Source organism: Stappia sp. G46H5W, assembly GCF_058448995.1.
Genome location: NZ_JBZFLL010000001.1, coordinates 483,141 through 504,726 on the forward strand (window position 1 = coordinate 483,141; position 21,586 = coordinate 504,726).

The window sequence follows — 21,586 nt, forward strand, 5'->3', positions numbered from 1 at the left end:
ATCGCCCTGATCCGCGTTCTAGTCCGCCGGCTCGCTCACCAGCCGCAGCCGCAGCCGGCCGCGCCAGGTCCGTCCGTCGGCGAGCCGCTCGCTGCGCTCGTCCAGCGTCCCGGCATTGACCAGCACATGCCCGTCGAGAAATCCGCCGGCCCCCGCGAGCACCGCCTCGCGGGCCGCCGCCATCAGCGCGGCGACCTCGCCGCGCGCGTCTTTGCGCGAATGCACCAGGATCTCCGCCTCGTGCTCCTCGCCTTCCTCCGCGCTGGAAAGCAGCGGCCGCGAGACGATAGGGCCGAGCTCGATGAAAGGGTGCGCTACCCCGCGCGGTGTCCCGTCATGCACCCGCTCGCCGCCGGCCAGCGCGGTCAGATCGGCATCGGCGCGCAAGGCCTTCACCAGCGCCGCCCGCAGGGCCGCTTGCGCGCTCATCGTCCCTCCTCCTCGACAAGGCAGGCGACAAACCCGCTCCGCCTTGCCGTGTCGTCGACGGCGAGCACGCGGAAGCGCCGCGTGCCTTCGCTCAGCCGCCAGCCGCCGGAAATGCCCGTGCCGGTGCGCAGCCGCGCCACATGGGTGGCGATGCCGTCGTGCCGTCCGCCCGCCTGCCGCTCGGCAAGGCTGGCCGGCGCCAGTTCCACGAAGACGAGGCCGGTGTCGGTGAAGATCGTCTGCGCCTCGCCGTCCGCCGCCTCGATCCGCTCGGGCCGCTCCAGCCGCATCGCGCGGTCGAGCGGGCCCGCTCCACGTAATCCCCTCACAGCCGCAGCATCCGGTAGCTGCCGGCAAGGCTTGCGACCGCCGGCGGCAGGCCGAGCGCGGCCGGATCCAGCCCCGGCTCGCGGTGCTCGAACCAGTGGGCGACCAGCAGCAGCACTGCCTGTCGCAGCGGCCCCGGCACGGCGCCCGTCTCCGCCCCGTATCCGGCGGTGAAGTCGATTTCTATGCCGTTGAAGCCGGCGATCCCGGCCGGTGCGCTCGTCTTGACCTTCAGCCGCGGCGGGCTGGTTGCCGCCTCCAGGCGGTAGTCGCCCGGATCCAGCGCCACCGGCAGCCCGTCGCCGTCATAGACGGTGACCGCCTCGACCGAGGCGACCGGGGCGACCGGCAGCCGCACCACCCGGCCGGGCGGCCAGGCGTCCAGATAGAGCCGCCAGCCCTGCGTGATCAGCGCCCGGCGCGTTGCCAGCTCGATCTGCCCGCGCGCGGCGGCGATCAGCCGGCCGAGCAGCGCGTCTTCCTCACTGGTTGTCACGCGCAGCTGGGCGCGCGCCTCCTCCAGCGTCACCGGCTCCACTGCCGGCGGCGTCGTCACGATCGCGGTCATCGCATCCCCATCCGCTGTCCGTTCCGCATCGCCGGGCGGGAAGCTGTCCCCGCCCGGCGCGTTCCCCGCCGCCGTTACGCGGCGAAGACCAGCAGCTTGATCGCGTCGAAGTCCTGCATGCCGCCGCCCACGCGCTTGGTCGTGTAGAACAGCACGTAGGGCTTGGCCGAATAGGGATCGCGCAGGATGCGCACCCCGGCCCGGTCGACCACCAGATAGCCCCGGCGGAAGTCGCCGAAGGCGATGGCCGGCGCACCGGCGGCGATGTCCGGCATGTCCTCGGCCTCGGTGACCGGGAAGCTCATCAGCGTTGCCGGAGCGCCGAGGCTCGCCGGCGGCTGCCACAGGTAGTTGCCGTCGCCGTCCTTCATCTTGCGCAGCACGCCCTGCGTGCGCCGGTTCATCACGAAGCGGGCGTTCTGGCGGTAGCCGGCCTTCAGCGCATAGACGAGGTCGATCAGCACATCGCCCGGCTCGCTCGCCGGAAAGGCCGCATCGACACCGGTCGACAGCGTGCCGACATTGCCCCAGCTCCAGGCGTTTTCTGCCACCTGCGGATAGTCGAGGAAGCCGCGCGGCCGGTTGACGCCGTTGCCGGCCACAAAAGCCGCGCCCTCCTGCTCGGCAAAGGCCTGCTCCACCTCCTCGGCGATCCAGGCGTCGATATCGACCGCCGCATCGTCGAGCAGCGAGGCGGTCGCCGCCGGCATGGCGTAGAGCTCCATCGTCGGGAAGGCGAGTTCGGCCAGCGTCGGCGAGCCGGTCTCGGGCCGCGCCGCCGTTTCCGCCACCCAGCCCGACTGCGGGCCGGAGATCGAGAACGGCTTCTTGAAGACGCTGGACGAAACCTGGCGCGAGCCGGCGATGGCGCGGATCGGCGAGACCGACGTCATCCGGCGCAGGATGCCGGCCTCGGTCTCCTCCGGCACCAGATAACCGCCGTCCGGGTCGGAGCCGGTCGACAGCGCCTTCTGCTCGAGGGAGCGCAGGCCCTCCTCCTGACCCTTGCGCATATAGGCGAGAAAGCCCGCCCGGTGCTCGCCGGCCGCCGCGCTCTCGCGGGTCCGGGTGCCGGTCGCTTCGCCCTCGCGCGGCGGGCGCGCCGCCTTCAGAGCCAGCGCGTCGAGGCGCTGTTGCTGACGGTCGATCTCCGCCTCGATGCGGGCGAGCTTCTCGCCGGTCAGCACGTCGGTGCTGCCGCGCTGCTCGATCTCCGACAGGCGCTCGTCGTTCACCTCGCGAAACGCGGTGAAGGCGGCGCGCATCTCGTCGAGCTCGCGCTCCAGTCCGGTGCCTGGGGCAGGCGCGGCACCACGTCCGGTCACCGCCTTGGTTTCCACCCCCTTGGTTTCAGGGGCGTGGCGCGTCAGCGCCGGCTGCTCGGCCGGACGGGGATTGCTGCTGGTCATGATCTGCGAAACTCCATTGCCCTGGTTGAGAGGCCCGGCGCTGCCAGCGCCGGTCGGACGGCCCTGCGGCCGCCTCACGAGTCGAGCGCGCCCGGCGCGCGTCCCGTGGCGTTCGACCCGGCGTCGAGCCGGGCCATCGGGTGCAGCGGGAAGGTCACGAGCGACACCTCCCACAGGTCGATGTCGAAGATCCGCCGCAGCCCGCTCTGCGGATCGCGGCGGGCGGAGCGGGTGCGAAAGCCGATGGAGAGCCCGTCCAGCGCACCGGCCGCAACCAGCGCGGCGGCATCGCGGCCCGTGCGCGCGTCGGTCACCAGCCGGCCGCTGAGATAGAGCCCGTGGGCGTCTTCCCTGGCGCTGTCCCACACGCCGATGGGCCGTGCCGGATCGTGCTGCCACAGGAAGCGGATGCCGTGCGCGCCGCGTTCGGCGAGGCTGCGGCGGAACGCGCCGCGCATCACCATGTCGAGCGCATCGTCCGGCGCGCCGAAGACGCTGGCATAGCCGGAGATCCGCGTCGGCCGGACGAGAGCCCGACCGCCCTTCGGCTCCGCCCCGCCGCCATCGCGGCCGAAGCGCCCTGCCGCCAGTGCCCGCATCGCCAGCGCGGCACCGTCCCGCTTTGCCGGGCTTTCCGTCTGCGCCCGGCTCATGCGCGGGCCCCGGCGCTCACCGCGCTTCTTTCGACGGCGGCACGCAGCACCAGCACGAAGCGGGCGAACACGGCCCGGTGCGCCCGCTTCACATGCGGCGCGCAGCGGATCGCCTCCGATGCGGACATCTGAGAACCGGGCACGCGCACGCCCGCGCTCGCCCCAACACGGTGCGTCATGATCTGGATCTCCCTTTGGTGAATTCGAAATGCGAATGGCCGGGTGCCCCTCGCGCTCCCGCCCCGCGATCATCATCCCGGCTCCGCCCCAACGGTCGTCTTCCCGGACGGCGCTCAGCGCCGAGCCGGGACCGGGGAGCCGAGGGCGTATGAGGAGCGCTCACGAAAGAGGCCGCAACCGCCGTGCCTCTCCGATCCCGGCTCTCCGGCTGCGCCTGCGGCCGGGATGACGAACAGAGAGGCAGTAAGCCCCCCTACTCGTCGCCGATCATCCGGTTGAGCCGGGCGATGGCCTCGACGAAATCGTCGAAGCGGCGGTTGGAGCGCACCATCTCGCGCAAGCTCCAAACCAGCAGGCTCGACGAGGAGCCCGCCCACAGCAGCAGCACCAGATGGGCAAGGTCCCCGCGAGCCGCCACCTCGCGCAGCGCCGGCTCCATCATGCGCCCTCGCCCGCCCCCGAAGCCACGGAGCCGCCCTCTTCCGCGCCGTAGCCGACCGCCTGCCGCTTCTCGGCTCGCGTCAGGAACGAGGCCCGCTCGACCCGCTCCCACAGGGCGGCGCGCTCCGCCGACAGCGCCTCGATGGCATCGGCATCGGGTACCAGCCGCAGGTCCGCCCCCTCGCGGGGGGACAGCCACCGCGCCAACGCCTCGCCGACGCGCGCGGCCAGCGGCAGCACGGTCTGGCGCCAGAAGGCGCGGTTGGCCTCCTGGTAGTTGGCAAAGGTGTTGTCGCCGGGGATCGCCAGCAGCATCGGCGGCACGCCGAAGGCGAGCGCGATCTCGCGCGCCGCCTGGTTCTTCGCCTCGATGAAATCCATGTCGCGCGGGGTGAAGCCCATCGGCTTCCAGTCGAGCCCGCCTTCCAGCAGCAGGGGCCGCCCCGCATTGGCCGGTCCCTGGTAGCCGGCCTCCAGCTCACCCTTCAACCGGTCGAACTGCTCGTCGGTCAGGTTGGCCGCATCCGCCCCGCCATAGACCAGCGCGCCGGAGGGGCGCGCCGCATTGTCGAGCAGCGCCTTGTTCCAGGCCCCGGCCGCGTTGTGCAGGTCGAGGCTCACCTGCGCCGCCTCCAGCGGGGCAAAGCCATAATGGTCGTTGAGCGGGTGGAACACCTTCAGATGCAGCACCGACGGATGGCCGTCGCGCGGGTCTGCGGGAAAGCGCACCGTGCGCCCGGCGACCGTGTAGTCGAACGCCTCCGGCCAGCCGTCGCGCCCCGGCACCACGCGCACCCGGTCGGGCCGCAGCGCATGGAGTTCGCGAGGGTTGCCGTCGATGTCGACCCGCTCCAGATAGGCATTGCCGGCGACCTGCAGGTAGCCGTGAACCTCCTCCAGCAGCCCCTGTCCCGACTGGCCCGGCGAGGGGCGCGCCAGCAGCTCCAGCAGCGGATGCGTGTCGAGTTCGCGCGCGCCCTCGTAGAGCACCAGCGGCACGCTGGCCGCCGCCTCCGCCACCATGCGCACGGCTCGGTGCACCACCGGGTTTCGCGCATATCCCTCGCGGGCGAGCGCCGCATAATCGCGCGGCGTCCACACCGCCCGCCCGCTTCCCGAAAGCGCCAGCAGCGGGCCGGCGCGCGAGGCCTTGGCCTCGGCTGACGGGCGACGAAAAGAGTCAAGAAGGTCGCGCAACCCCATGATCCAGAATCCTTTTTCCGGTCGACTTGAGAAACTGAGTCCGCGTCCTGAAGCATCGATTCAAACAGATCGATTCAGGTGCCTTACATCGTGATTCAACGCGGTGCGGCAGGTCTCACAGGCTGCGCAGGCGCGGGTTTGCCAGCGGCTTCAAGGCCAGCTCGTGCAGCGCATAGACCAGCGCGTCGAGCCGGTCGGGCGAGTGGCCGGCCGACAGCCCGTCGGGGGCGAATTCCGCCATCTCGTCCTCGAGTTCGGGAAAGGCGCCGACATGGCGCACCCGGCCCTGTTCGTAGAGCATGGCGACCGGCTCGGCGCGCAGCCACTTGCCCCGCCGCGCCCGCACCTCGGCGACGGGCACGCCGGGATCGACGCCGTTGATCACCGCGCCCACCATCTCGCCGCCCTGGTTCACCTCGGCGACCAGGCAGTCGGCCCCGAGCGTCCGCCACAGCTCCACCGCCGCCCGGGCCCAGCGCGCCGGCTTTGCTGCCCGCACGCTCGCATCCGCCAGCACATGGACGATGCCCGCCGCGTCGATGCCGGCGGCAACGATGCCGCAGGCGTCCGAGCGGCGGGACGAGCCCGCCGGCGGATCGACCGCGACAACGATGCGGGCAAGCTCCTCCGGCCGCCGGTCGGTGCGGCAGCGCTCCAGCGCGTCGCGGCTCCACATCGCGCCCTCGCGCTCGCCGACAATCTCGCCGTCCAGTTCCTGCCGCGCCAGCCGCGTACCGCGATAGCGGGCGCGGATCGCGGTGATGAAGCCCTTGGCCAGATGCGCCGCGTTGGCTTCCGTCGCCGCGCGGGTCACCACCGTGCCCTCGTCCCCGATCAGCCGCTTCAGGAGTGGGATCGGTCGCGGCGTCGTGGTCACCAGCTGGCGCGGATGGGTGCCGAGCCGCAGGCCGAATTGCAGCATGTCCCAGGTCTCCTGCACATGCCGCCACTTGGCCAGTTCGTCGCACCAGGCCATCTCGAATTGCGGCCCCCGCAGCGCGTCCGGGTCCTCGGAGGAAAACACCTGCGCCACCGCCCCGCACGGCCATTCCAGCCGCCGGCGCGAGGGCAGCCATTGCGGCCGCTCCGAGGCCGGGTGCACGCCGAGCAGGCCGGAGATCCCCTCCACCATCACCTCGCGCGCATCCATCTGCGTCTCGCCGACCAGCGCGATGCGCAGCTCGCCGCCCCGCCCCTCGCGCGCCGCCGCGTTCACCGCCGCGCGCAGCCATTCGGCCCCGGCGCGGGTCTTGCCGGCACCACGCCCGCCGAGCAGCAGCCACACCCGCCAGTCGCCCCGCGGCGGCAGCTGGTGCTCATGCGCCCAGATGGGCCAGTCATGGCGCAGGAAGCGCAGCTCCGCCGCCGTCAGCCGCGCCAGAAAATCCGGCAACCGCCCCTTCGCCGCACAGGCGGTCAAGGCGCTGCGCAAGCTCGTGCCTGAGTGCATCCTCGTCCCTCCCCGCCGGGTCCAGTTCCCTCACCCCGCCGCGCAGCTCGATCAGGACGTCGAGCGTCCGGGCGAGACTGCCCAGCGTGCGGGCGTTGCGCTCGGCCAGCTGCGAGGCCTCCGCCCGGTCCAGCTTCAAGGCGCGGGCGCGGCCGATTTCCAGCTCGATCGCCTCCACCTGCCGCTCGAACGCCTCCGCCAGTCGCCCCACGAGGCAGGCAAGGCCTTGCGTGTCGCCGGCAGCGATCAGCCCGCGCACATCGCCCGAGCGCACCCAGCCCTCGGCCTGGATGTGCCGCAGCACCGTGCTCTTGGCGACGCAGAACCGCTTCACCACCCCGTCCACATCCAGCGCGCCGCTCTCGTAGAGCTGCCGCGCCTCCGCCCAGGCCTCCGCGCCCAGATGCACCGGCGCCTTGCGGTCGGGAGCGGCTGCGTCCGCCGGGGGTGGCTTTTTGGTTTTGGCGCTCGGCGCCTCGGGATCGGCCGGCAGGGTGTCAGCCGCAGCCGGCATGCCCTTGGCTTCGGCCTGTTCCGGGGATTGCGCGGCACCGTCCGTTGGCGCCTTTGAACCGGCCATCGGCTCCTCCCTGTTTGATGTCGGGATCATGTTCCGCAAGGATCGGGAGACGGCCCGAGAAAGAGGCACCACTTGGCCTCTCCTCCGCGCGTCACCCCGGCCAAGCGCAAGCGCGCGCCGGGGCCTATTGGCTGCCAGAGCGGTAGCGGGAACACGCCGACGCGCGCGCCACTCCCTGCGTGTCGTCCCGGTTTCGGCGAAGCCGAAGACCGGGACCCAGTAACCCCATACGGTTCGGCTCACACCCTGGTGTCGCCGCATCCTCCCGCACGCAGGTCCCATCCCTCGTCATCCCGGCCGAAGAGCCGGGATCGGAGAGCCGAGGCGGTGCGGCGGCGCTCAGACAAAAGAGGCAAACGCCCTGCCTCCCCGGTCCCGGGTCGCGCTCACGCTTGCCCGGGAAGACGCGAGGAGAGGCTGGAGCGACAAACACCTGCCGAGGGTGCCAATGAGTCCCGGCTCTCCGGCTTCGCCTGCGGCCGGGATGACAGCCTGAGCAAGAAGCGCGATCTCGCATCCCCTCGGCCGTCACCCCGGCCAAGCGAAGCGCGCGCCGGGGCCTATTGGCTGCCAGAGCGGCGGCGGGAACACCGCAAACCCATCCCCTCGTCATCCCGGCCGAAAAGCCGGGATCGGAGAGCCGAGGGCGGTGCGGCGGCGCTCAGACAAAAGAGGCGAACACCCTGCCTCCCCGGTCCCGGCTCGGCGCTTTCGCGCCGTCCGGGAAGACGCAAAGGGGAGGTTGGAGCGACAAACCAACCGCCAGAAACACAAATGGCGACCGAACCTCCCGGTCCGCCGCCATCGCCAGGCCGCAACTGTGCGACCATGCCTGAACCCTACCCGACCACCGCTACGGTGTCAAGGATTTTTTTCCTAGACGTGCCCCGCCGGAGATCCCGGCGGGGTTTTCGCGCGTCCGGTCAGGCCCGTGCCGTCAGCCGACGACCACCAGCCGGCCGTCGAGATCGGCGCCGCTTGCCCGCGTGACCGTGCCCAACTCGCGGATCGCGGCGATGAGCTCGTTGCGGTAGACGAGGCCGGTGTTCTCGAAGGGCAGCCTGCGCAGGTCCGGCGTCGCGATCCCGCCGGCGACGCCGCCGCCGATCGGCTTGCCGTTCCAGGCCTCCGAGAAGGCGCCGAGCATCACATAGGTGTTGAAGGCGAAGCGGAAGGGCTTGTCGAGCACCTCCTCCACCGGCTTGCCGGCGAGCGTGATGTCGACCGCGCGGGCGTCGGCCGCCGTTGCGCCCAGCTCCACCTTGTAGCGGATGCCGGAGGAGAAATGCAGCAGCCCGCGCGAGACGAAGGTGGAGAGATCCGTCGCCGCCACCTCGTCCGGGCGCAGCAGGCGCTTGGCGTTGGAGATCAGCATGTCGCGGATCTCGGCCCCCGTCATGGTCGCGATCTCGACCTGGTCCGCATAGGGCATGACGTCGAACCAGGCGCGGAAGCTCAACGGCTCGCCCGGGGCGATGCCCGTCGCCAGCCCGGTCGCGTTGAACAGGGCGAAGTCGACCGCCCCACCGGGGAACGTCGCCGACTGGCGCACCAGCGTGTCGTTCATGAAGTTGGCCAGTGCGGTCTCGCCCGTGTAGCGGGTCGCCTGGGTCTCCTTGGTCGAGACCGGCGCATCGGCGGCAACCGCGCCGATCACCTCGGCGAGCTTGTCGTCGAGGGCCGCGATCATCGGCGCCATCACCTCGGCCTCGAACCCCGCGTCATAGTCGCCCTCGCGCTCGAGCGCGGCGTAACCGTCCGCCCCTTCCGCCACCGTGTCGTCGCGCTTTTTCACCGGGTGCAGCGACACGTTGGAGAACCACTTGTCACGCCCCTCGCCGGCGGCGATCGACATGGCGATCTCGCCGAGGAAGGCGCCGTTCGCCTTGGCCTGGGTGAGCAGCACGCCGGAGACCATGTTGTTGGGGTCGATGCCGTCCGTGTTGAGCTCGGTGTGCGAGTGGCCGCCGACCAGCACCACCGGCTTGGTGGCCAGCGGGCCGATCGCCTCGGCGATGGCGAAGTCGCCCTCGCCGATCTCGCGCAGGGAGCCGGCCTTGCCGGACTTGTGCATGCCCTTGCCGTAGCCGCAATGGGAGAGCACCACGACCACGTCGGACACGGCCTCCACCGCCCTGTAGAGGTTCGTCGCCGCCTCGACCGGGCTTGCCACCCGCATGGCCGGATCGGCCTTGGTGCCGGTGCGGATGTCGATATTGGTGGTGAGCCCGATCACGCCGACGCGCAGGCGGTTGGCCTCGATGATGGCGGCAGGCACATAGTCGCGGTCGCGCGCGAGGTGGGCCGAGTCCGCCACGTTGGCCGAGAGCACCGGGAAGGCGGCGTCACGCTCGATGCCGAGCCTGAGCTGGGCCGCCCCCCGGTCGAACTCGTGATTGCCGAGCACGGCGATGTCGACGCCGGCGGCCGACGCCGCCCGGTAGCCCGCGTCAACCACGTAGTCCGCCTCGGTCCAGCCCAGCAGTTCGTCGAAGATCGAGCCGGTGTGGTCATCGCCCCCCGACAGCAGCAGCACGGTTTCGTTGGCGGCGGCGCTGGCCCGCGCCTCCCTCACCCGCTTGACCATCTGCGCCATGCGGTGGGTGTCGCCGCGCTTCGCGTGCATGTCGGTCATGTGGTTGTGCATATCGTTGAAATGCATCAGCCGCAGCACATGGCGCTCGCCGTCGGCGAGCCGGCGCTCGGGCACCGGAGCGCCGTCCTGCGCCACGATGGTGGTCACCGGACCGGCGAGCGGATCGCCCTTGAGCAGGAAGACGCGCTCTGCAGCGCCGGCGGGATTGGGCGTGACGGCGACCATCTGCAGCTCGCCCGCTCCGGGCGTGGCATCGGCGCGGCGCACCAGCACCGGCGACAGCGCGGCCAGCGCGCCAAGGCTCGCGGCGGAAGACAGGAAATAGCGACGGGTGAAGGATGTCATGGGGAGACCTCTCGCGGACTTGCGTGAGCCCGTCTCATTTCAGGGACACATCTCAGCCGTGTGACGGTTCCGTGTCTCCCCACAGGAGCCAAGGCCTTGTGAACACTTTTAAATTCACGCAGCGGAAAGTTGTCTGATGGCGCGGATCATTGCACCCGCTCCGTTCCTCCCTTGCCTCACAGGCCGTCGTCCGGGGCGCAGGCAAAACCGCGACCCGGGAGCCAATGGCAGCCCCGACCGGAGCGGGACGTAGGGCGCTTGCCTCCCCTCGGCCGTCACCCCGGACGAGCATTGCGAGATCCGGGGCCTATTGGCTGCCTGAGCGATAACGAGGGCACGCGGTCCGAGCCCCACGCTCCCCTCTCCCACCCCCAGAAGAATAGATGAGGGGGAGATATCGGCGCAGCCGACAGAGGGGGTGAGCAGCAGCGGCACCCGCCAGAAACACAAATGGCGGCCGAACCTACCGGTCCGCCGCCGTCGCCAGGCCGCAACTGTGCGACCATGCCTGAATCCTCCCCGACCACCGTAACGGTTTCAAGGATTTTTCCTGATTATATACTTGACGTACCAGGAACGCTTCACCCTGGTACCTGAGAGTGAGAGATCGGCTTCTAATGAGCCTCAGATATGCTACGATCTACCAGATATTTTAGGAGATTTCGACGTGAAGAGAATCAACATTTTCGAATATTTTGACTTAGCGGAGTCGCTTGTGAGTGCGAAGGTGAAGCTTGCTGCTGATACCTTGAACGGCGGAACTCTGTATTTCGGACTTATGCCTCTGCCGCACAAGCTCTCAGCATTTGTAGACGAGAACAATGGATTTAGCGCGTGCAAGTACAGCGCTATCGAACTAAAGCGCGCAATTGAAAATTGGGTAAAAGAAAATATCTGGGATGATATCACTGAGATAGTAAATGCTAAATTTGAGAAGGAATTCAGCGGATGGCAGTACCGTCATATTTCAACCAAAATCGAAACATTTAGGAGTGTTTTCGAGGCTGAATGTCATGAAGTTGACGTTTACTCAGTCGGGCAGATTGCAATCTACAAAACGCGCGACCTAGTCGCCAACGCCTCCCATGCCATCCCTGAGGAGTTCCGCAAGGGCATGCCGTCTGAATCTCTTAAAGAATTTGATGACGCTGGACGCTGTCTGGCATTCGATCTGCCAACTGCTTGCGGATTTCATGCTCTGAGAGGCACGGAGCTTGTTATGGACGATTACCTTAAATCTTTTGGCGTAACTAAGAAGCTAATTAGCTGGAACGATTACATTAAGGCAGCCGAAGAAGTCGCGAACTCAACGGGCGCAGGACCAAAGCCCTCCAAAAAGGTCACGGCGATGTTAGACCGCATGCGATCTTTAGACCGTAATCCGTTGATGCACCCACGTGACGAACTTGACACGGCAAGTGCGGGGCACCTGTTTAGTTTAGCTACAATCACGGTAGCGGAAATGGTCAAAGACATGAGAGGCGCGAAGAGCAATAGCGCGGTAGCGTTAATTGCTTCAAAATCCGGAGCGGAGGCACCAGTTGACAAAGCCGCGGAACAACTAGGAAGACAGCGGCCGGGATGACAGCCGGAGCAAGACGCACCACCTAGCCTCCCCTCGGCCGTCACCCCGGACGAGCAACGCGAGATCCGGGGCCTATTGGCTGCCAGAGCGGCAGCGAGGGCACGCGGTCCGAGCCCCACGCTCCCCTCCCCCCCCCCCAAGAAGAATAGATGAGGGGGAGATGTCGGCAAAGCCGGCAGAGGGGGGAGAGCAGAGAAAGCGACAAACCAACCGCCAGAAACACAAATGGCGGCCGAACCTCCCGGTCCGCCGCCATAGCCAGGCCGCACCTATGCGACCATGCCTGAACCGTCTCAGGCGTGCCCGCCGGCATACTTCAGGAGATGCCCCTTTTCTTGGCCACGCTCACGAGCGCAAACAGGCCGAGCGTCGAAAGGCCCGCCGGCAAAAGCACGAACACAGCAAGGAACAGCCCACCTCCGGACAGATGACCCGCAAGAGACGCGAGAACCAGGGCGCACCAGATCACGATCACGGAAAAGTTCGCGGCACAAAGCGCCAAGGAGCCGAAAGAGAGCGACAAGACAAACGTGGTTACAACAACCGCAAGCAATATCATGAAATACGAAGTCGCCGACGCCGCCCCGATCATCGAGACGGAGACCAGAACGACAGAAAGAGCGTGAAGAACGACAGCCAGCCGGGCCGCATCGGGCAAGATGGACATCCTATATGCTCTCGCCATCGCTCCCGAACGCGGCCTTACACCGCCCCCTCACTTAACAAACCCCACCCGCACTTTCTCGTCCATCGGGTTCTCGCCTGGCCAGTCGGCGAGAAAGTTCTCGTAGTCTTCCAGCGGGATGCCGTCTTCGGGAAAGGTCTGCCCGCGCACCGAGATGCCGGCGGCATGCACCGTTTCCGGGTCGCCGGAGACCAGCGGGTGCCACCAGTAGAGATCGCGCCCTTCCGCCACCAGCCGGTAGGCACAGGTCGGCGGCAGCCAGGAGAGCGTCGGCACCAGCTCGGCGGTGAGCTGCAGGCAGTCCGGCACGGTGGCGAAGCGGTTGTCGTAGTCCGAGCAGCGGCAGCTTTCGCCGTCGAGCAGGGTGCAGGCGAGCGAGGTCCAGACGATCTCGCCGGTGTCCCAGTCCTCCAGCTTGTTGAGGCAGCAGCGCCCGCAGCCGTCGCACAGGGCTTCCCATTCGGCCGGGTTCAGCTCGTCGAGCCGCCTGCCCTTCCAGAACGGCTCGCCCGCCGCGAGCGCATCCTCGCCCTGCGGGCCATCCTCTGGCTTTCGTGATCGCTCTGTCACCGGCACATCCTTGAAAGGCCCGGCGGATCGGGGGTAAAACGAAACGCGCCGGATCGCTCCCGCAGCGGGAGCCTGTCCACGGCCATAGCAGAACGGATGACCAAGGTGAACCAGCGATCCGGCGATGCCGACCCGCAGGACAGCCCGCAGCCCGCGCCCGTCTCCGGGCAGCCGGCCGGGGAGCAGCCATCGGGGCGGCGCCCGTTCGGTGCGCGCCTGCGCTCGGCCATGCTGTCGGTCGACGCCTGGGTCGACACCGCGCTGTGGCGGTCGTTTTCCGGCCTGCGCGCCGGGGTCGAGGGCTATTCGGCCTGGCTGCGCCGGTTCCGCGCCCGCGGCGCGGGTCGTGTCGCCGCCGAGCTTGCCTCCGACGGCGTGACCTTCGGCCTGCTCGGCCTGATCCTGATGCTGGCGCTCGCCCAGGACGCCTTCCAGCAGACCGAGCGCGCCGACTGGCGCACCACCGAGGACTTCTCCGTCACCTTCCTCGACCGCTTCGGCAACGAGATCGGCAAGCGCGGCATCCTGCTCAACGACACGGTGCCGCTGGAGGAGATCCCCGACCACCTGATCAAGGCGGCGCTGGCGACCGAGGACCGGCGCTTTTTCTACCATTTCGGCATCGACGTGATGGGCACGATGCGGGCCATCGTGGAGAACATGCGCGCGCGCACCGTCGTGCAGGGCGGCTCCTCGATCACCCAGCAGCTGGCCAAGAACCTGTTCCTGTCGAACGAGCGCACGCTGGAGCGCAAGATCAACGAGGCCTTCCTGGCGCTGTGGCTGGAGATGAACCTCTCCAAGCGCGAGATCCTCAAGCTCTATCTCGACCGCGCCTACATGGGCGGCGGCACGTTCGGCGTCGCCGCCGCGTCCGAGTTCTATTTCGGCAAGAACGTGCGCGAGCTGAGCCTGGCGGAATCGGCCATGCTCGCGGGCTTGTTCAAGGCGCCGACCAAATACGCCCCGCATATCAACCTGCCGGCGGCGCGCGCCCGCGCCAACGACGTGCTGACCAACATGGTCCAGGCCGGGTTCATGACCGAGGGCCAGGTGATCGGCGCCCGGCGCAATCCGGCCGTCGCCATCGACCGCAGCAAGGACCGCTCGCCGGACCACTTCCTCGACTATGCGTTCAACGAGGTGAAGGAGCTGGCGCGCACCCATCCCGCGCTCGCGAACGACCGCATCGTCACGGTGCGCACCTCGCTCGATCCCGGCCTGCAGCGCCAGGCGGAGCGCGCCATTCTGGAGAACCTGCGCCAGCATGGCGAGCGCTACCGGGTGCGCGAGGGTGCCGTCGCCGTCGTCGTGCCGGAAACCGGGGCCGTGCGCGCCATGGTCGGCGGGCGCGACTACGGCGAGAGCCAGTTCAACCGCGCGGTCGACGCGGTGCGCCAGCCCGGCTCCTCGTTCAAGCCCTTCGTCTACATCGCCGCCTTCATGAACGGCTACTCGCCCGCCTCCGTGGTGCCGGACGCGCCGATTTCCATCGGCGGCTGGAGCCCGCGCAACTATTCGCGCGGCTATGCCGGCCCGGTGACGCTGAAGACCGCGCTGACCAAGTCGATCAACACCGTGCCGGTGCGCCTGGCCCAGGCCATCGGCCGCGACAAGATCGTCGACTATGCCAAGGCGATGGGCATCACCACCGAGATCAAGATCACCCGGCCGTTGCCGCTCGGCGTTGCCGAGGTGAAGGTGCTGGACATGGCCGCCGCCTATGGCAGCTTCGCCAGCGGCGGGCTCAAGGTGGTCCCGACCGCGATCCTCGAGGTGCGCAATTCCGCCGGCGACATCATCTACGAACAGGCCAACGACCGGGCCCCGCCCGAGCGCATCTTCCCGGAGGAAAAGGCCGCCGAGATGAACGACGTGCTGGTCAACGTGGTGGAGAACGGCACCGGCCGGCGCGCCCGGGTGGAGGGCGTCACCGCCGCCGGCAAGACCGGCACCACCCAGGCCTATCGCGATGCCTGGTTCGTCGGCTACACCGGCAACTACGCGGCGGCCGTGTGGTTCGGCAATGACGACTTCACCTCCACCGCCCGGATGACCGGCGGCAGCCTGCCGGCAATGGCCTGGCAGACGATCATGGATTATGCGCACAAGGGCATCGAGCTGCGGCCGATGCCCGGCGTCGACCGCCCGGCCCGCGAGGACGGGGCGATTCCGGTGGCCGAGGGTGCCGGCTCCGACCGGCCGCGCCTCCTGCGCGTGCAGTCCATCGCCGTGTTGCAGGAGATCGGCGCGCGGCTGGATGCCATCGGCAAGCGGGCGGAGGCGCCCGCCCCGCTTCAGCTGCCCGGACAGGCGGAGCCCGTCGCCCGGTGACACTCGCCCTGCTTCACGATCCCGAGACCGACGGCCTGCGGCCCGATCGCGTCCCCTCCATCCTGCGGCGGCGCCGGCGCAGCCTCGCGCTGGATCTCGCCATTGTCCTGGCCATCGCCATGGTCACCGGCTTTTCCACCGCCTACCTGGCGGTGGAGCGGGCGCCGGCCTTCGGCGCGCTGCAGCTCGGCGTGTGGGAGGCCCGCCCGCGCCAGGGCACCCGCGAGGCCGATCCCTATTCCACCGCCACCCACGCCCGCACGGGGCGCGTGCCGCTGGCCAGCGGCGAGGGGCTGATGTTCCTCGCCGAGACCGACAGCGCCGGCAACGCGCTGTCGCCGCGTTGCGATTACGAGATTTCCGGCCAGGCCGCGCCGGCCCGGCTGTGGACCATGGTTGCGCTCGACAGCGAGTTGCGGCTGGTCGCCGACGGCTCGCCGCGCAGCGGCGTCGACAGCCGTCACCTGCTGCGCCGCCCGAACGGCGAGTTCACCATCACCGCCGCCGCCCGCGCCCGGCCGGGCAACTGGCTGCCGACCTCGGACACGGCGCGCGGGCTGGTGCTGGCGCTGCGCCTCTACGACACACCGCTGACCACCGGCACGGGCGTCGCCAACGTGCCGATGCCGGAGATCCGCAGGGGGCAGTGCCGATGAGCGCGCGCTCCCGCAAGACCCCGTTCCGCTTCGCGCTGCGGGCGCCCGACGGCATGGTCGTGGTGCGCGTGCTGCTGCTGACGCTGGCCGGGCTGTTTCTCGGCGGCATCATCCATATCGCCATCGTGCTCGGCGTGCCCGGCCAGGTGCCGGAAAGCGCCTATGCGCGGGTGGCCGCCTTCGGGCCGGACGGGGTGTTCAACCGCCTGCCGGCCGTGGAGCCGGGCGCCGAGCCGCTGCCGATGCTCGACCCGATGATGATCCATGCCGCCTGCCGGTTCGATCTCGGCCAGGGCCCGTTGAAGATCGAGGCGGCACTGCCGCCCCCCTTCTGGTCCTTCGCCCTGTTCGACGCGGGCGGGCGGGCGATCTACAGCCTCAACGACCGCACCTCGGGTGCCGGCGGCCGGCTAGAAGTGCTGGTGCTCACCACCGAGCAGCTCAGCGTCCTGCGCGAGAACCCGCCGGAGGGCCTGGAGGACCTCATCGTCATCGAGACCGATGCCACGCACGGCTACGCTCTGTTGCGCGCCTTCGACGGTGCGCCCTTGCAGCGCGAGCGGATCGAGGCGGCAATGGCTCAGGCGAGCTGCCGTGGGCTTTGAGGCGCATCCGCATCCCTCAACGGATATCGAGGCCCCGCATGTTCAAGACCACCACCGTCCGCCTGTGCGCGGCCTCGCTCCTTTGGATCGGCACCATGCTTCCCGTTGATGCGCAATCGCTGAACGAACAGCTCCGCAAGAGCTTTGCAGCCGGCGAGCTGCCCGGCCTGCACGGCGCGATCGTCGACTTTCAGGGCAAGCGCCTGGCCGAGGTCTATTTTCCCGGCGAGGACGAGCGCTGGGGCCTGCCGCAGGGCCTGCAGGACCACTCTGCCGCCTCGCTGCACGACCTGCGCTCCGTCACAAAATCGGTGGTCGGCCTGCTCTACGGGATCGCCCTTGCCGAGGGCAAGGTTCCGGAGCCCGATGCGCCGCTTTACGCCCAGTTTCCGCAATATCCCGATCTCCTGGCACAGCCGGGCCGCGAGCTCATTCTGGTACGGCATGCCCTGTCGATGCAGATGGGCACGGAGTGGAACGAGGACCTGCCCTACAGCGACCCGCGCAACAGCGAGATCGCGATGGAAAACGCGCCGGACCGCTACCGCTTCATCCTGGAACAGCCCATCCGCGAGGCGCCCGGCGAGACGTGGATCTACAGCGGCGGGGCCGTCGCCCTGCTGGGAAAGCTGATCGAGACCGGCACCGGCCTGCCGCTGGACCGCTACGCCGCCGAGAAACTGTTCGCGCCGCTCGGCATCGAGGCCTTCGAATGGGTCGCGGGCGCCGATGGCGCGCCCTCGGCTGCCTCCGGCCTGCGGCTGACGCTGCCGGACCTTGCACGCATCGGGCAGCTGGTGGCCGATCACGGCGTCCATGAGGGGCAGCAGATCGTCCCGCGCGACTGGCTCGCCCGGTCGTTCGAGCCGCGGGCAACGGTCAACGAGGTCACGCGCTACGGCTATCTCTGGTATCTCGCCGGCTCGCCGGACCGCACCATCGCCGTCGCGGTCGGCAATGGCGGCCAGCGGCTGACCGTGCAGCCCGATCCCGGCCTCGTCGTCGCCTCCTTCGCCGGCCGCTACAACGATCCCGAGAGCTGGCAGACCTCCATCAAGGTCTTGCTCGACTTCGCCGTGCCGGAAGCAAAGCGCCTGCTCGGCAAATAGGCCGGCGCACGGCCGACCACACCCGCCTTTCCTTTCCCGCACGCGGCCCGTGGATAGCGCGCCGGCGCCCGACATGCTGCGCCGGCGGCAGGGCGCCGCCTTGCGCCCCTCTCTCCCCTCCCGCGCTCGCGCAAGATCCGCACGCTTCGCGCAAAAAACGACAGCACAACCGCACTTATCCCCGGACGGGTATTTTTCCCGTAAAGATATAGGAATATAAACCTAAAATTGATAAGTGGAGACAGAAATGACTGGATTGTCCGGAGTTTCACACCTCGGCGGCCTGACCGTCGGTGTGCCCGCGGCCCCTCGGTCTCGTCCGGTGCGGGGGGCGGGGTTACTCGTCACCGCCTGTGTCCTGTCGGTCTTCGAGGTGGAGGAAGCCGACCTGTCCCAGCCCAGTCGCGGCCGGGCCCATGTCGCCCTGGCCCGTCAGATTGCCATGTATCTGCATCATGTCATCCTCGAGCGCACGCTGACCGACATTGCCCGCGAGTTCGGACGTGATCGCACCACTGTCGCCCATGCCTGCCGTCTGGTCGAGGACCGGCGCGACGAGCCGGACTTCGACGCGATGATCGGCGGGCTGGAGACCGCGCTTCAGGCAGGTCTTGCGGCCCTGCCGCGCAGCCGGGCGGCTGCCTGAGATGGCCGCTTCCCGCCGCGCGCTCGACCGCCTGCTCGTCCGGCTTGCCGCCGCACACGCCTGGCGCCCGCAGGACGGCCCGAACGGCGCCCTGCAGCTCACGCCCCAGCCCGGCCCCGCGAAAACGCGAAAGGGCGGTTCAGCCCCTCCCGCACCGCCACCGCCCGGCTCTCCCGCGACTTCCCGCTCCCCCGTCTCTTCCGCCCCGACGTCCCCCTCCCCCTCCTGCCCCGCCCCGCTCACCGTCGATCCGGCGCAGCTGCGCGCCGCCTTTGCCGCCGGGCTGGTGGAACGGGGCAGTGCCGGCCGGCTCGTCCTGTCGCAGGCCGGCCGTGCCCGGCTCAGGCGCCTTGCCGCAGGCGAGGAGGATTTCGCCGCCCAGCACCGGGAGACCGGCACCCGCCGCATCGCCATTGCCGGGGCGGGCGACGAGATCGTCACCGTCAATCATGCGGAAAGCCCGCTCGCATGGCTGCGCCGGCGGCGCGCGCGCACCGGCGAGCCGATCCTGGACGACGGCCAGTTCGCGGCCGGCGAGCGGCTGCGCGCCGATCACACCTACGGCGCCATCGTTCCGGGACTGCGCGGCATGGCCTGGTCGGCACTGGGGAGCGGCGCCGGCGGCAGCGGCGCACGCGATCCGCGCGGCGGCCTTGTCGAGCTGACCGACACCACGCTGGCCGCGCGCGCGCGTCTTGAACGGGCGATGCGGGAAGTCGGGCCGGAGCTTGCCGGCGTGCTGATCGACGTGTGCTGCGAGCTCAAGGGGCTGGAGCAGGTCGAGCGGGAGCGGCGCTGGCCGCCGCGCTCCGCCAAGGTGGTCTTGCTGCTCGGGCTGACGCGGCTCGCCCGCCACTACGGCTACGGCTGAGCCGGCGCCCTGAGCTTCGCCCCTTGTCGCCTTGCGACCGTCCCTCCGCACACGGGACGCCTCACTTTCTCAGGATGTCATCCCGGCCAAGCGCAGCGCAGAGCCGGGGTGACGACCGAGAGAATGCGAGGTCTCGCGACACCCACAGGGCGTCACCCCGGAGGAGCATCGCGAGATCCGGGGCCCATTGGGAACTTGAGCGGGTGTGAGGCGGGACGGCATCGCCTCCCACATCCCTGTCATACCTGCGAAGGCAGGTATCCAGTACCCGCCGGAGCACGCGATGGCGCGAAATCGACAGTTCCCCGCCGATCCTGTGGCAGCGTCACGGCTCGAGCCGTGCGACCTTGGGGTTACTGGATCCCGGTCTTCGGCTTCGCCGAAACCGGGACGACATCGGAGGGTGGGGCTCGGCCGGCGTGCTCACCATTCAGCCCCCTTGCACCGCCCCCTCCCCGCGTCATCCCGGGCAAGGCGAAGCCGCGACCCGGGACCGGAGAGGCACAACGGTGGCGGGTGTCAGAAAACGGCCCGCCTCAGGCCTCGGCGAGCGCGGCACGGGCGTCCGCGCGGATGCGCTCGACCATCGACTTCAGGCCGTTCGCCCGCTGCGCCGACAGGTGCTCCTTGAGGCCGATGCGCGAAAAGATCTCGTCGATATCGGTCTTGGCGATCTCCGCGGCGCTGCGCCCGGAATAGGTGGCGAGCACGATGGCGACCAGCCCCTTGACGATATGGGCGTCGCTGTCGCCCTGGAACACCAGAAGGGGCGCGCCGTCCTCGCCCTGCTCCACCGACTTCACCAGCCAGACCTGCGAGGCGCAGCCGCGCACCTTGTTGGCATCGGTGCGTTCCTCTTCGGGAAACTCCGGCAGCATCCGCCCCAGCTCGATCACATAGCGGTAGCGGTCGTCCCAGTCTTCGAGGAAGTCGAAGTTCTCAAGAATGTCGTCGAGCGGCGGGATCATGGGCAGCCATCGGTCTTTGGGCGGTCTTTGAACGGAGCGCGGAGCGGGTCGGACTTTCGTGACCCGCTATATAGTCCGCCGGGCCGGAGATGGAAACCGGGGGGCAACGTTGCTGTCAGCAGATGGCGCTCGACGCCTGGCTGGTCACCTGCAACACCAAACGTCCGCATCTCGGCTAACACAACATGACAAACGAACCATCCAAACCGTCATGTCATTCGTAAGCCAAGATAGTTAAGTGAACAAATTAAACAAGAAACTCGCGCCACATAAATCCGCCTCAAGACACGAAACTGTCAGGTGAATAGCGTCTTTCTACAGGAAAGAAAATTCCTCAATAATTTACTAGAGCATAAACCAGCCGATGATCTTGGACCGAACACTCAAATGCAGTTCCTCAAGAATGGACACTATCTCCGAATGCAAAAGGTCCGAATTGAGCTTCATCGGCAAGAATGGATTGTTGGGCTCCATATCGTAACGGGTCTCGTGTTTGACTTCAGCTAAGGCTCGGCGGTTCTCCTCACGGGACATAAACTCAAGGAAATTACCGTACGTTTCCAGTAACCGCCCAAGACCCGGTCGATGCGAATCGATAATCGCGTCAGCGAGGCGGTCAGTGGGAGATTCTGCGAATGCCCTGAGCAGTGCCTGTTTAAAGGCATCGTCCCCTTGAGGATGCCTATCTGCAAGTGTGACAATCGCCATAATGTTAGCGAAATACCAAAACTTCCGGCTGTGCCGCAGCTTAATATTGCGGGTACCCCAGTCCTTCTCCGGGTCAAGAGCACGCGGAATATACTCTATACATAGCGTTTTGTAGTATCTCGCAACGTCATTGCACAGAGAAAGCACGTGCCGCCCGCTTGTGCGATCCTCCTTGCCGTAAGCATCTAGTAGCGCGGCGCGCACATCGTCTATAGGCATTCCGCCACCGACACTCACGCTTTCGGTGATCAGAAGCACTCGTCTTGTCAGCTCGGCGCTGCAATCTTCTGTGCCGCCAATTTTCTGAGGACGTGTAAGGCTATCGAGAGAGCATGCCTTCGTCAGATCTTCACCCTTGGATACTTTAATTCCAAGTGTTTCCTGCAGTTCAGCGCGGAAATTTGAGTCGTAAGTAATCCACTGCGCAAGTGTAACATCGTCCCGGGCGATAGGGACAATATCAAGATCAGACGCTTCGAGAGCCTCTCTTCGCCCCACAGAACCTGTCGCCGCAAGACATATACATTCTAAACTACCTAATTTCTTCTTTACATAATCGTCGGCGAAGGTGGATGCCTTCTGCATGATCAGGTCGGAGTTTTCCTCCGCCCTCGCAAAAATTTTTTTGGTGCGCTCTGGCACGCACAATCCCACTTTTTTGCGCACAC

Annotated in this window: 22 protein-coding genes; 7 read left to right on the forward strand and 15 right to left on the reverse strand. The window is 68.0% G+C overall.

Annotated elements, in window-relative coordinates:
* Positions 1-18: 18 nt before the first annotated feature.
* The 11 genes from ACVJ6E_RS01945 to ACVJ6E_RS01995 form a co-directional block, all read right to left on the reverse strand.
* Positions 19-429, reverse strand: coding sequence for a DUF3168 domain-containing protein (locus tag ACVJ6E_RS01945; protein ID WP_120269125.1), 411 nt, complete (start codon positions 427-429; stop codon positions 19-21).
* Entirely contained in the window at positions 426-758 is a 333-nt protein-coding gene (locus ACVJ6E_RS01950; protein WP_147421872.1) for a phage head completion protein, read from the reverse strand. Before ACVJ6E_RS01950 ends, ACVJ6E_RS01945 begins: the two co-directional genes overlap by 4 nt.
* Complete coding sequence (locus tag ACVJ6E_RS01955; RefSeq protein ID WP_120269123.1) at positions 755-1,324, reverse strand: head-tail connector protein; 570 nt, start codon at positions 1,322-1,324, stop codon at positions 755-757. The genes ACVJ6E_RS01950 and ACVJ6E_RS01955 overlap by 4 nt, the downstream gene beginning before the upstream one ends.
* A 74-nt stretch (positions 1,325-1,398) precedes the next feature.
* Positions 1,399-2,733, reverse strand: a complete 1,335-nt coding sequence (locus ACVJ6E_RS01960) for a phage major capsid protein (protein ID WP_120269122.1) — start codon at positions 2,731-2,733, stop codon at positions 1,399-1,401.
* Between the two features lie 74 nt (positions 2,734-2,807).
* Positions 2,808-3,386: an HK97 family phage prohead protease gene (locus ACVJ6E_RS01965; protein ID WP_491676389.1), complete on the reverse strand. Its 579-nt coding sequence runs from the start codon at positions 3,384-3,386 to the stop codon at positions 2,808-2,810.
* On the reverse strand, positions 3,383-3,565 hold the full coding sequence (locus ACVJ6E_RS01970) for a hypothetical protein (protein WP_120269121.1): 183 nt from the start codon (positions 3,563-3,565) through the stop codon (positions 3,383-3,385). Before ACVJ6E_RS01970 ends, ACVJ6E_RS01965 begins: the two co-directional genes overlap by 4 nt.
* A 254-nt stretch (positions 3,566-3,819) precedes the next feature.
* Positions 3,820-4,008, reverse strand: coding sequence for a hypothetical protein (locus ACVJ6E_RS01975; RefSeq protein ID WP_199270398.1), 189 nt, complete (start codon positions 4,006-4,008; stop codon positions 3,820-3,822).
* A complete protein-coding gene (locus tag ACVJ6E_RS01980; protein WP_120269120.1) occupies positions 4,005-5,210 on the reverse strand; it encodes a phage portal protein in 1,206 nt (401 codons plus the stop codon). The genes ACVJ6E_RS01975 and ACVJ6E_RS01980 overlap by 4 nt, the downstream gene beginning before the upstream one ends.
* Positions 5,211-5,325: 115 nt before the next feature.
* Positions 5,326-6,660: a terminase large subunit domain-containing protein gene (locus ACVJ6E_RS01985; protein WP_199681184.1), complete on the reverse strand. Its 1,335-nt coding sequence runs from the start codon at positions 6,658-6,660 to the stop codon at positions 5,326-5,328.
* Entirely contained in the window at positions 6,548-7,240 is a 693-nt protein-coding gene (locus tag ACVJ6E_RS01990) for a hypothetical protein (RefSeq protein ID WP_120269118.1), read from the reverse strand. The genes ACVJ6E_RS01985 and ACVJ6E_RS01990 overlap by 113 nt, the downstream gene beginning before the upstream one ends.
* 937 nt (positions 7,241-8,177) lie before the next feature.
* Positions 8,178-10,181 (reverse strand): 5'-nucleotidase C-terminal domain-containing protein, encoded by a 2,004-nt coding sequence (locus ACVJ6E_RS01995; RefSeq protein ID WP_120269117.1) that lies wholly within the window; start codon positions 10,179-10,181, stop codon positions 8,178-8,180.
* Between the two features lie 667 nt (positions 10,182-10,848).
* On the opposite strand from ACVJ6E_RS01995, the gene ACVJ6E_RS02000 reads away from it, so the two are divergent.
* Positions 10,849-11,766, forward strand: coding sequence for a hypothetical protein (locus tag ACVJ6E_RS02000; protein WP_147421871.1), 918 nt, complete (start codon positions 10,849-10,851; stop codon positions 11,764-11,766).
* Between the two features lie 316 nt (positions 11,767-12,082).
* Here the strand turns inward: ACVJ6E_RS02000 and ACVJ6E_RS02005 are convergent, their stop codons facing one another.
* Both ACVJ6E_RS02005 and ACVJ6E_RS02010 read right to left on the reverse strand, forming a co-directional pair.
* Positions 12,083-12,433, reverse strand: coding sequence for a hypothetical protein (locus ACVJ6E_RS02005; protein WP_120269116.1), 351 nt, complete (start codon positions 12,431-12,433; stop codon positions 12,083-12,085).
* Positions 12,434-12,481: 48 nt separating this feature from the next.
* Complete coding sequence (locus ACVJ6E_RS02010; RefSeq protein WP_120269115.1) at positions 12,482-13,021, reverse strand: YcgN family cysteine cluster protein; 540 nt, start codon at positions 13,019-13,021, stop codon at positions 12,482-12,484.
* Positions 13,022-13,117: 96 nt separating this feature from the next.
* Between ACVJ6E_RS02010 and ACVJ6E_RS02015 the strand changes: the two genes are divergently transcribed.
* The 6 genes from ACVJ6E_RS02015 (at position 13,118) to ACVJ6E_RS02040 (ending at position 19,242) form a co-directional block, all read left to right on the forward strand.
* Positions 13,118-15,355 (forward strand): transglycosylase domain-containing protein, encoded by a 2,238-nt coding sequence (locus tag ACVJ6E_RS02015; RefSeq protein WP_120269114.1) that lies wholly within the window; start codon positions 13,118-13,120, stop codon positions 15,353-15,355.
* On the forward strand, positions 15,352-16,011 hold the full coding sequence (locus tag ACVJ6E_RS02020) for a DUF1214 domain-containing protein (RefSeq protein ID WP_120269113.1): 660 nt from the start codon (positions 15,352-15,354) through the stop codon (positions 16,009-16,011). The genes ACVJ6E_RS02015 and ACVJ6E_RS02020 overlap by 4 nt, the downstream gene beginning before the upstream one ends.
* The gene (locus tag ACVJ6E_RS02025) at positions 16,008-16,616 is read left to right on the forward strand and encodes a DUF1254 domain-containing protein (RefSeq protein ID WP_208996703.1); all 609 of its coding nucleotides are present in this window, start codon (positions 16,008-16,010) and stop codon (positions 16,614-16,616) included. The genes ACVJ6E_RS02020 and ACVJ6E_RS02025 overlap by 4 nt, the downstream gene beginning before the upstream one ends.
* Before the next feature lie 38 nt (positions 16,617-16,654).
* Positions 16,655-17,725, forward strand: a complete 1,071-nt coding sequence (locus tag ACVJ6E_RS02030; RefSeq protein WP_199681182.1) for a serine hydrolase domain-containing protein — start codon at positions 16,655-16,657, stop codon at positions 17,723-17,725.
* Positions 17,726-17,972: 247 nt separating this feature from the next.
* A complete protein-coding gene (locus tag ACVJ6E_RS02035) occupies positions 17,973-18,371 on the forward strand; it encodes a helix-turn-helix domain-containing protein (RefSeq protein ID WP_120269112.1) in 399 nt (132 codons plus the stop codon).
* A gap of 1 nt (position 18,372) precedes the next feature.
* The gene (locus ACVJ6E_RS02040; RefSeq protein ID WP_199681180.1) at positions 18,373-19,242 is read left to right on the forward strand and encodes a DUF6456 domain-containing protein; all 870 of its coding nucleotides are present in this window, start codon (positions 18,373-18,375) and stop codon (positions 19,240-19,242) included.
* Between the two features lie 536 nt (positions 19,243-19,778).
* Here the strand turns inward: ACVJ6E_RS02040 and ACVJ6E_RS02045 are convergent.
* Both ACVJ6E_RS02045 and ACVJ6E_RS02050 read right to left on the reverse strand, forming a co-directional pair.
* Positions 19,779-20,210, reverse strand: a complete 432-nt coding sequence (locus tag ACVJ6E_RS02045) for a SufE family protein (RefSeq protein ID WP_120269110.1) — start codon at positions 20,208-20,210, stop codon at positions 19,779-19,781.
* 345 nt (positions 20,211-20,555) lie between these two features.
* A complete protein-coding gene (locus ACVJ6E_RS02050) occupies positions 20,556-21,584 on the reverse strand; it encodes a hypothetical protein (RefSeq protein ID WP_208996702.1) in 1,029 nt (342 codons plus the stop codon).
* Positions 21,585-21,586: the final 2 nt, after the last annotated feature.

Bases quoted from the DNA above. Each gene is read 5' to 3' on its own strand.
- ACVJ6E_RS01945 (WP_120269125.1), bottom strand. From the start codon at position 429: ATGAGCGCGCAAGCGGCCCTGCGGGCGGCGCTGGTGAAGGCCTTGCGC.
- ACVJ6E_RS01955 (WP_120269123.1), bottom strand. From the start codon at position 1,324: ATGACCGCGATCGTGACGACGCCGCCGGCAGTGGAGCCGGTGACGCTG.
- ACVJ6E_RS01960 (WP_120269122.1), bottom strand. From the start codon at position 2,733: ATGACCAGCAGCAATCCCCGTCCGGCCGAGCAGCCGGCGCTGACGCGC.
- ACVJ6E_RS01965 (WP_491676389.1), bottom strand. From the start codon at position 3,386: ATGAGCCGGGCGCAGACGGAAAGCCCGGCAAAGCGGGACGGTGCCGCG.
- ACVJ6E_RS01970 (WP_120269121.1), bottom strand. From the start codon at position 3,565: ATGACGCACCGTGTTGGGGCGAGCGCGGGCGTGCGCGTGCCCGGTTCT.
- ACVJ6E_RS01975 (WP_199270398.1), bottom strand. From the start codon at position 4,008: ATGATGGAGCCGGCGCTGCGCGAGGTGGCGGCTCGCGGGGACCTTGCC.
- ACVJ6E_RS01980 (WP_120269120.1), bottom strand. From the start codon at position 5,210: ATGGGGTTGCGCGACCTTCTTGACTCTTTTCGTCGCCCGTCAGCCGAG.
- ACVJ6E_RS01985 (WP_199681184.1), bottom strand. From the start codon at position 6,660: ATGCACTCAGGCACGAGCTTGCGCAGCGCCTTGACCGCCTGTGCGGCG.
- ACVJ6E_RS01990 (WP_120269118.1), bottom strand. From the start codon at position 7,240: ATGGCCGGTTCAAAGGCGCCAACGGACGGTGCCGCGCAATCCCCGGAA.
- ACVJ6E_RS01995 (WP_120269117.1), bottom strand. From the start codon at position 10,181: ATGACATCCTTCACCCGTCGCTATTTCCTGTCTTCCGCCGCGAGCCTT.
- ACVJ6E_RS02005 (WP_120269116.1), bottom strand. From the start codon at position 12,433: ATGTCCATCTTGCCCGATGCGGCCCGGCTGGCTGTCGTTCTTCACGCT.
- ACVJ6E_RS02015 (WP_120269114.1), top strand. From the start codon at position 13,118: ATGACCAAGGTGAACCAGCGATCCGGCGATGCCGACCCGCAGGACAGC.
- ACVJ6E_RS02025 (WP_208996703.1), top strand. From the start codon at position 16,008: ATGAGCGCGCGCTCCCGCAAGACCCCGTTCCGCTTCGCGCTGCGGGCG.
- ACVJ6E_RS02030 (WP_199681182.1), top strand. From the start codon at position 16,655: ATGTTCAAGACCACCACCGTCCGCCTGTGCGCGGCCTCGCTCCTTTGG.
- ACVJ6E_RS02035 (WP_120269112.1), top strand. From the start codon at position 17,973: ATGACTGGATTGTCCGGAGTTTCACACCTCGGCGGCCTGACCGTCGGT.
- ACVJ6E_RS02040 (WP_199681180.1), top strand. From the start codon at position 18,373: ATGGCCGCTTCCCGCCGCGCGCTCGACCGCCTGCTCGTCCGGCTTGCC.
- ACVJ6E_RS02045 (WP_120269110.1), bottom strand. From the start codon at position 20,210: ATGATCCCGCCGCTCGACGACATTCTTGAGAACTTCGACTTCCTCGAA.